General features: G+C 65.3%; 7 protein-coding genes. 4 read left to right on the top strand and 3 right to left on the bottom strand.

Annotated elements, in window-relative coordinates:
* Window positions 1-287 precede the first annotated feature (287 nt).
* A complete protein-coding gene (locus EPL01_RS20105; protein ID WP_135827069.1) occupies window positions 288-1160 on the top strand; it encodes an HpcH/HpaI aldolase/citrate lyase family protein in 873 nt (290 codons plus the stop codon).
* Window positions 1161-1206: 46 nt separating this feature from the next.
* On the opposite strand, the gene gdhB is transcribed toward EPL01_RS20105, so the two are convergent.
* Window positions 1207-2520 (bottom strand): glutamate dehydrogenase GdhB, encoded by a 1314-nt coding sequence (gene gdhB / locus EPL01_RS20100; RefSeq protein ID WP_135827068.1) that lies wholly within the window; start codon window positions 2518-2520, stop codon window positions 1207-1209.
* Between the two features lie 318 nt (window positions 2521-2838).
* Here gdhB and EPL01_RS20095 point away from each other — a divergent pair, with 318 nt between their 5' ends.
* Entirely contained in the window at window positions 2839-4095 is a 1257-nt protein-coding gene (locus EPL01_RS20095; protein ID WP_135827067.1) for a Glu/Leu/Phe/Val family dehydrogenase, read from the top strand.
* A 220-nt stretch (window positions 4096-4315) separates the two neighbouring features.
* A complete protein-coding gene (locus EPL01_RS20090; RefSeq protein WP_135827066.1) occupies window positions 4316-4903 on the top strand; it encodes an archaellin/type IV pilin N-terminal domain-containing protein in 588 nt (195 codons plus the stop codon).
* Window positions 4904-4923: 20 nt separating this feature from the next.
* Here EPL01_RS20090 and EPL01_RS20085 read toward each other — a convergent pair whose 3' ends face one another.
* Both EPL01_RS20085 and EPL01_RS20080 read right to left on the bottom strand, forming a co-directional pair.
* Entirely contained in the window at window positions 4924-6189 is a 1266-nt protein-coding gene (locus EPL01_RS20085) for an outer membrane protein assembly factor BamB family protein (RefSeq protein WP_135827065.1), read from the bottom strand.
* A 174-nt stretch (window positions 6190-6363) separates the two neighbouring features.
* On the bottom strand, window positions 6364-7506 hold the full coding sequence (locus EPL01_RS20080) for an acyl-CoA dehydrogenase family protein (protein ID WP_135827064.1): 1143 nt from the start codon (window positions 7504-7506) through the stop codon (window positions 6364-6366).
* Between the two features lie 216 nt (window positions 7507-7722).
* Here EPL01_RS20080 and EPL01_RS20075 point away from each other — a divergent pair, with 216 nt between their 5' ends.
* Entirely contained in the window at window positions 7723-9198 is a 1476-nt protein-coding gene (locus EPL01_RS20075) for an arylsulfotransferase family protein (RefSeq protein ID WP_210424204.1), read from the top strand.
* Window positions 9199-9208 lie beyond the last annotated feature (10 nt).

Below are 9208 nucleotides of genomic sequence, written 5' to 3'. Positions count from 1 at the left end.
GTCCGCTCCCGCTGCCAACATTCAAGAGTCGCGGTGTCTAACGTCCTTTTGAGCAGGTTTGCGGCTTGCATGGACACAACCGCTACAACCTGCTCACTTCTTAAACCGCGCTAACTAGACAGTGCCTTTTAAACAATGTTTTGGTTGCTTGTCGCTGTTCCGCGGGCTTGAAACCCCGCGCCGGTTATTCCGCGGGCTCGAAATCCCGCGCCGGTTATTCCGCGGGCTTGAAATCCCGCGCCGGTTATTCCGCGGGCTTGAAACCCCGCGCCGGTCTTGATTCCCGTATGCCACGACGAAGCGTCATGTTCACGCCGGGCGACCGCCCGGAGATGATGCGCAAAGCGCCGACCGCCGGGGCCGACGTAATCGTCTTCGACTTAGAGGACGCGGTCGCGCCCGACGCCAAGGCCGAGGCCCGCCAGGAGGTCCGCGAAGTCCTCGCCGACCCCGACTTCGCCCCCGACTGCGAGGTCTGCGTCCGGGTGAACCCGACCGGAATCGCCGCGGACGACGACCTGCGGGGCCTCCTCGGAAACGGGGAGGAAGCCCGCGACGCCGCCGAGACCCTCGACGCGGTGATGCTCCCCAAGACCGGGACGGCCGGAGACGCCGAGACGCTGGCCGACCTGCTGGCCGAGCGCGACGCCGAGGTCCCGATTCTGGCGCTGGTCGAGACCGCCGCCGGGATTCTCGCGGCGGAGGACATCGCCGCCGTGCCCGAGGTGGACGCGCTGGTCTTCGGCGCGGAGGACCTCGCGGCCGACATCGGCGCGACTCGAACCGACGAGGGGACCGAAGTCCTCCACGCGCGAGAACACGTCGTCCTCGCGGCCAGCGCCGCGGGCGTGGACGCCATCGACACGGTCTACACCGACATCGAGGACATCGGCGGTCTGCGCGAGGAGACCGAGTTCGCCGTCGAACTCGGCTACGACGGCAAGATGGCAATCCACCCCGCGCAGGTCTCGCCCATCAACGAGTCGTTCACGCCCGACCCCGAGCGCGTCGAGTGGGCCGAGCGGGTGCTGGAAGCGAAAGCGCAGGCCGACGCCGAGGGCCGGGGCGTCTTCCGGGTGGACGGCGAGATGATAGACGCGCCGCTGATTGCGCAGGCCGAGCGCGTGGTCGAGTACGCTGAAGCCGCAGCGGAACGCTGAACGCGAAAACAGATATTTCAGCAATTCAGGGCCAGAAACCGCGAGTTCAGGGCCACAGACCGCGGGTACTCTTGGCTTCCGCAATTCGGGAGAGCGCGACGATGTAGGCCGCGTCGCGCCACCCCACGTCGCGGGCCTCGACCTCCTCCCGCACGTCGTTCCACGCCGAGAGCATGTGCGTTTCCAGTTCGTCGTTGACGCGTTCGAGCGACCACTGGCGGCGGTTGATGTCCTGTAACCACTCGAAGTACGAGACCGTCACGCCGCCCGCGTTGGCCAGAATGTCCGGGATGACCTGCACGCCGTTCTCCTCCAGAATCGAGTCCGCGGCGAACGTGGTCGGGCCGTTCGCGCCCTCGACCACGATGTCGGCCTGCACGTCGTCGGCGTTGTCGGCGGTGATGACGTTCCCGATGGCGGCCGGGATGAGAATGTCCACGTCGAGTTCCAGAATCTTTTCGTTCGAGAGCTTCTCCGGGGCGTCGTGGGTCATCACGGCCTCGGGTTCCTCCTCGTGGGAGGGGACCGCGTGAGTGTCGAGGCCGTCGGGGTCGTAGATGGCCCCGTTCACGTCACTGACCGAGACGATGTTCGCGCCCCAGTCGTCGAGCAGGCGGGCGGCGTTCGCGCCGACCGCACCGAAGCCCTGCACCGCGATGGTGGCGTCTTCGAGGTCGTAGTCGTAGTACTCGGCGGCCTCGCGGGCGATGATGGCGACCGAGCGACCGGGGGCCTCTTGGCGGCCCTCGCTCCCGCCGACGACCGGCGGCTTGCCCGTGACGACGCCGGGGATGGTCTCGCCCTCCTGCATCGAGTAAGCGTCCATGAACCACGCCATCGTCTGGGCGTCGGTGCCCATGTCGGGTGCGGGAATGTCCTTCTTCGGCCCGACGAACTTCCGTAGCTCCTCGGCGAAGCGCCGGGTCAGGCGCTCCTTCTCGTCCTCGCTCAGGTCCTTGGGGTCCACGACGATGCCACCCTTCCCGCCGCCGAAGGGCAGGTCCATGACCGCGCACTTCCAGGTCATCCACATCGAGAGGCCGACGCACTCCTGCTCGCTGACGTGCGGGTGGAAGCGCAGGCCGCCCTTGTACGGACCGCGCACGTCGTCGTGCTGAGCGCGGTAGCCCGTGAAGACCTCGACCTCGCCGTCGTCGCGCTTCAGCGGGACCGCGACGCGGTGGACCTTGGTCGGGTGCTTGAGTCGCTCGATGACGCCGGGGTCCACGTCGAGGTGGGCCGCGGCGTGTTCGAGCTGGTGACGAGCGGTTTCGAGCGCCGTCTCCGGCTCTGGCTCGGACTCGTCGGTCGGTTCCTCGCTACCCGTCTGTTCCGGAGATTCGACAGTTCCTGAAGGCATGGTGTGTTCGTCGCGTCGTCCGCTCGACTACCCGTCGTCCGCCCCGGACCGCCCGGAGGCCCCCAGACCGACAGAGTCGTCGCGGCGACGCATCGTAGGCGAACGTTCCCGCAAGCGTATAAAATATTAATGCTATGGAGTTGTCTTAGGTCCTTATACACACACTTACGCCGGATGGCGGATGGGGGTGAGGTTAGTCAGAAAGGGGTCTCTCGGGGTCAAAATCGCCGCAATCGGCCCTCCATCGGCCGTTCCGCTTTCGGAAACTGTATGAGTCGGTATGAAGACTATCTAGAACGACGGTAGAGTTTACCACTCATGTCCGAGCAAGCAAATCCCTTCGAAAGCCTCCAAGAACAGATCGACGACGCCTCCGACTACATGGACGTCGGCGACGACGTACTGACACGACTCAAGCACCCCGAACGCGTGCTGGAGACCAACCTCTCGGTCGAGATGGACGACGGGTCGGTCGAGGTCTTCAAGGCCTTCCGGTCGGAGTTCAACGGCGACCGCGGCCCGTACAAGGGCGGCATCCGCTACCACCCGAACGTCTCGCGCGACGAGGTCAAGGCCCTCTCGGGGTGGATGGTCTACAAGTGCGCCATCGTGGACATCCCCTACGGCGGCGGCAAGGGCGGCATCATCATCGACCCGGACGACTACAGCGAGGACGAACTCGAACGCATCACCCGGTCGTTCGCCAAGGAACTGCGCCCGTTCATCGGCGTCGACAAGGACATCCCCGCGCCCGACGTGAACACCGGCCAGCGCGAGATGAACTGGATAAAGGACACCTACGAGACGCTGGAGAACACGACCGAACCCGGCGTCATCACGGGCAAGTCCCCCGACAGCGGCGGGAGCGCGGGCCGCGTCGAGGCCACCGGTCGCTCGACCATGCTGACCGCCCGCGAGGCGTTCGACTACCTCGGCCGCGACATCGAGGGCGCGTCCGTCGCGGTGCAGGGCTACGGCAACGCCGGTTGGATCGCGGCCAAACTCATCCACGAACTCGGTGCAAACATCGTCTCCGTCTCGGACTCCAGCGGTGCTATCTACAAGGAAGGCGGTTTCAACCCGGTCGACGTGAAGGACCACAAGAACGAGACCGGAAGCGTCACAGGCTATCCCGGCGCTGAGGACGAGTTCTCGAACGAGGACCTGCTCACGCTCGACGTGGACCTGCTGGTTCCCGCGGCGCTCGAAAACGCCATCGACGGCGACCTCGCCGAGGAGGTGCAGGCCGACGTCGTCGTGGAGGCCGCCAACGGTCCGCTCACGCCGGAGGCCGACGACGTGCTCGCCGACTCGGACACCTACGTCTTCCCCGACATTCTGGCCAACGCGGGCGGGGTGACGGTCTCGTACTTCGAGTGGGTCCAGAACCGCCAGCGGTTCGCCTGGACCGAACAGAAGGTCAACGAGGAACTCGAACGCATCATCACCGACGCCTTCGACAACCTCGTGGAAACCTACGAGGAGACCGGCGCGCCCAACATGCGGACGGCCGCCTACGTCGTCGCCATCGAGCGCGTCGTGGACGCCTACGAAGAGAGCGGCAACTGGCCCTAACCACCGCGACGACGCGGCGACTCCCCTGACGGGCCAGCGACCGACCGCCCGTTTTCTTTCGAGGTACTGTATTTCAACTCTGTTTGACACTCGTTCTGGGTGAGGCAACGTAAATGCCCTCTAACCCCGAGATTCACGTAATTTCGTCTATTTATCGCTCGTGATAATAGCGACCGGGTTTTATGTTCTTCCTTCGAGAAGTGAGTTCCAGAAGAGAATCATGTTCGACACCGACAACTGGCGGGACGACCGCGCCCAGGTGGGCATCGGTACGCTCATCGTGTTCATTGCGATGGTGCTGGTCGCCGCCATCGCGGCGGGTGTTCTCATCAACACCGCCGGGTTCCTGCAGACGAAATCCGAACAGACCGGTACCGAAGCGACCGGACAAGTAACGAATCGTGTCAACGTCGTCAGTACGTACGGCGAAGTCGCCAACGACGAGTCTATCCACACCGTCGAACTCACCGTGATGAAGAGTTCCGGCTCCGGCGACGTGGACTTAGAGACTGCGACCGTCGAGTGGCTCGGCCCCGACAGATCTGCCATCCTGACGGAAGGTTCCGACGCGACCGACCAATACTTCACCGTCTCGACCATCAAGGACATCGACGACACCGCGCCGGTGCTCGTCCATCAGGGCGACCGATTCCGCATCACAATCGACGCCGCGGCGCTGACAGACGAGTCCCACGGTCTCAAGGAGAGCGAGGAGTTCACCATCAAAATCGTGACCTCGGCGGGTGCGGTAACCTACCACCACAGCGTCCCGCAGACGCTGACTGACCAGCAAGCGGTGCAGTTGTAAATTCCGTTTCTCTCGCTTTCTTACAGTTCGTAGGCCCGAATCGTCGCGCCGATTGGTGATTCTCCTTCTTGGTTCGGATGTCGGTCCTGCGTCGTGACCACGAGGTGGCCCGACGCCGCGACCGGACCTCTGACTCTCGTCGCCGACGCCGAGACGCGCCATCGCGTCTCGCCGGAGTCGGGCGCGAGGGCGTGGACGCTCACTTCGTCGCCGTTCGACTGGCCGACGACGAGGGCGTCGTCGAGCAGAATCGGCGCGGTCTCTTGGGTCCACTCGCCGTCGCCGACCGACGACTGCCACGCTCGCTCGCCCGACGACAGGTCGTAGGCCGTGACCGTGCCGTAGAGTCCGAGAGTGAACACCGTCCCGTGGCCGACGACTGGTCGGAGCAGGGCCTCCTCGGGGGCGTCGGCCAACCACTCGCGGGTTCCGTCTGTCGAGACGGCTTCGACGCCGTCGAACGACGCCCGGACTACCGCGTCGTCGGCGACCGCGGGCGTCGCCGACGAGAGTCCGTCTTCGGGGGCGTGTTCCCAGCGAACGTCGCCCGACGCCGAGTCGAGGGCCATGAGCCGCCCGTCCACGTCGGCGAAAACGGTGCCGTCGCTCACGGCGGTCAGTTGGAACTTCGCTCGCTGGCCCTCAGCAGTCGTTCGCCAGCGTTCAGTTCCCTCGTGGTTGAGGGCGACCAGCGTCTCGTCGGCGGTCACGTACACGCGTTCGTCGGTGACGCTCGGTGGGGAGCCGACGGCCACGTCCTCGGTCCGCCACTCGACGTCGCCGGTCGCTCGGTTCGCGGCGACGACGCCGTCGTTGGTGGCCGCGTACACCCGGTCGCCGTGGACGATGGGTCGGTGGTTCGAGAACGGGGCGTTGTAGCGGAACTCGACGCCGAGCGACCGACTCCACCGGCGTTCGCCCGATGCGAGACCGTAGGCTTCGAGGGTCGCCTGCGGACCGTCTGGTGTGGGTGCGCCTCGGGTGACGTAGACGGTGTCTCCGACGACGGTCGGGGTGGTGAGCGATCCCTCGACTGACGTCTCGGTCGCCACGGCGGGTTCGGCGTCGCTACTGGCGGCGGGGGCGTAGCCGTTGTGGGCGGCGGTCCGACCGAGTTGCGGCCAGTCGTCGGGACCGATGGAGGAGAGCGCGGTCGTGGTCGTCGATACGGATTCGGTCGTCGTGGCGTCCGTGTTCGGAGGGGACCCGGAACAGCCAGCGAGGACGGTCGCTCCGGTTGCGACGAGGAAGCCTCTCCGCGTGGTCGCGGTCTCTTTCGGGGACATGTTAGTGCGAATACACCAGTCCGAGTTATAGCTTTGGAACCCGCCGACGGCGTGGAAAATCGGGCGACAGCGAAATGCGGAGGTGGGAGAGAGATGCGGAGGTGGGAGAGAAACGCGGAGGTGGCAGAGAAACGCGAAGATGACGGAGAGACGCGGAGGTGACGCTTCTCGAACTTACAGGCCCAGTTCTCGACCGATGACGAGGTGCTGAATCTCGCTGGTCCCCTCGCCGATTTCCATCAGTTTCGCGTCGCGGAAGAACCGCTGGGGCGCGAAGTCCTCGGTGTACCCGTAGCCGCCGAGCGTCTGGATGGCCTCCTCGGAGACCTCGCGGGCGGCCTCGCTGGCGTCGAGTTTGGCGAGCGCGCTCTCGTGGCTGACCGACTCGCCCTGGTCGTACTTCCACGCCGCCTTGTGGGTCAGCAGGCGGGCGCGCTCGATTTTCCGGTCCATCGAGACGACCTTGTTCCGGATGGCGTCGAACTTCGAAATCGGCTGGCCGAACTGCTCGCGCTCCTTGCTGTACTCCTTGGCGGCCTCGTAGGCACCCTGCGCGATGCCGGTCGAGAGCGCCGCGATGGAGATGCGACCGCCGTCGAGGGTCTTTTTGGTCTGTTCCCAGCCCTCGCCCTCCTCGCCGAGGAGTCGGTCCTCGGGAATCCGGACGTTGTCGAGCTTGATTTCGCAGGTGGGCGAGGCGTTCAGGCCCATCTTGTCCCAGACGGTCGTGACCTCGAAGCCGTCGTCCTCCTCGGGGTCCACGATGAACGTCGAGATGCCGTCGTAGCCCGCCTCGGGGTCCGTGACGGCCTTCACGAGGACCGACCCGGCGACGTTGGCGTTGGTGATGAACTGCTTCGTTCCATTTAACACCCATTCATCGCCGTCTTTCTCTGCCATCGTGTCCATGTCGCTGGCGTCCGACCCGCTACCGGGTTCGGTCAGCGCCCACGAACCGAGGTACTCGCCCTCCGCGAGCGGGCGAAGCCAGCGTTCCTTCTGCTCTTCGGTGCCGAACAGTTCGAGGGGCTTGGAAGCCAGCGAGACGTGCGCCGCGAACGAGAGACCGACCGACCCGGAGACCCGACCGAGTTCCTCGGTCACGAGGGCGTACAGCAACTGGTCGCCGCCCAGTCCGCCGTACTCCTCGCTGACGGGAACGCCCATCATGTCGAGGTCGGCGAGTTGGTCGAAGATTTCCTCGGGGAAGCGGTGTTCGCTCTCGATTTCCTGCGCGATGGGTTCTATCTCCTCGTCGCAGAACCGACGCACTTCGTCCCGAATCATCTGATGCTCGTCGGGAAGTCCGAAATCCATACGCAATTTTTGCGCGAGTGGTAGTATAAAGTCTCCGAACCCCGGAGACCAGCGCCGATTCGGGTATCGTTGAGCTCGGGAGAGCGGGAAATAAATATGATTATTTAAAAATAAATATTTATTTGTTTAGTATATGGGTTTGTTGTTCAAAGCTGGAGACTGACCGCCTCTCGCCCGCCGAAACGCTGTTGTCGGTCTCTGGCGTATCCGAAGGGCGTGAACGGTCGCACGCCGCCCAGAGTCCTCCTCGCAGTCGTCGCCCTCGGGTTGGTGGCTTCGCTCGCCGCCGGATTCGTGACCGCCGGGCAGTCGCCCAACCAGCAGTACGACCGCTCCGCCGACCGACCGCCGGGCGAACGCGAGCAAGTCGTCGGTCCCCGGCAGGGCGTCACCGTCGTCACGGTCCAGCGAGGAGACATGCGTGACCTCTCGGGCGAACTCGTCGCCTTCCGACCGAACGGGAGCGTCCTCTACCAGACCGAGCGCCACAGCACCTACTGGGACGTGGACCCGAGTCCGGAGGGTAAGCGGACCGTGACCTACGTCGCCACGACGTGGCTCAACGAGTCGGTCTGCGGCGGCGGTCCCCTGTTCGCCGACCGAGGAGACTGCCGCCGGAACGTGGTCGAGCGCCTGAATCTGACCACGGGCGAGCGCACCCGGCTCTACGCTCACCGGATGGAGGGCGGCCGGTGGCACGACGTGGACGTCATCAACGACTCGCACATTTTGGTCGGCGACATCGGCAACGAGGCCGTCTTCGTGGTGAACACGACATCGGGCATCCGCGAGTGGACGTGGACCGCCGAGAGCGACCTGCCGATAACCGGCGGCGGGAGCTACGACGAAGATTGGGTCCATCTCAACGACGTGGAACTGCTGGACGGCGGCCGCGTCATGGTCGATTTGCGAAATCAGGACCAAGTGGCCTTCCTGAACCGGAGCGAGGGCATGGTGGACGACTGGACGCTCGGGAGCGAGAACGACTACGAGGTCCTCCGCGAACAGCACAATCCGGACTACATCCCGAGCGAGCGCGGCGGTCCCGCGGTGGTCGTCGCCGACTCCGAGAACGACCGCCTCGTGGAGTACCAGCGAGTAGGCGGTGAAAACGGCGAAGACGGGAGTGAGGCCCGGTGGAAGCGAACGTGGACGTGGACCGACGAGCAGATGCAGTGGCCCCGCGACGCCGACCGCCTGCCCGACGGCAACACCCTCGTCACCGACACCATCGGCGACCGCGTCTTCGAGGTGAACCGGCGGGGCGAAGTCGTCTGGACACTCCCGATAGACCGACCCTACGAGGCCGAACGCCTCGGAACCGGCGAGGAGAGCGCGGGCGGTTCGAGCGCCGCGAGGGCCGACCTCGAATCGAATCGGGCCGAAGCGCCGTCCGGACTCGCCGACCGATTCGAGGAGTCGGTCCGGAGCGTCGTGCCCGTCGAGGTCCAGAACGGACTGCTGGGCTACTTCTTCCCGTGGTGGATGGGCTTCTACGACGTGCTGGCGGTGTTTGCGCTGGTCGGCGTGGCGACGGTCTGGGGCAGTCTCGAACTCTGGTGGTCGTCGCTGTCGCTCCCGAGTCGAGAGTCGCTCGGGCGCGAGTCGGTGCCCTCGCTCAGGTCCATCCTGCTTCTGGCGGCGCTGGCGGTCGTCGGCTACGCCGCGTCGGTGGTCGCGTCGCTGATCTGACCGCCTGCTC

It is taken from the genome of Halorussus ruber (assembly GCF_004765785.1).
In the GTDB taxonomy this organism is placed as follows: Archaea; Halobacteriota; Halobacteria; order Halobacteriales; family Haladaptataceae; genus Halorussus; species Halorussus ruber.
Note: the sequence above shows the minus strand (reverse complement) of the source record. Positions and strands in the feature narration are given on the sequence as shown.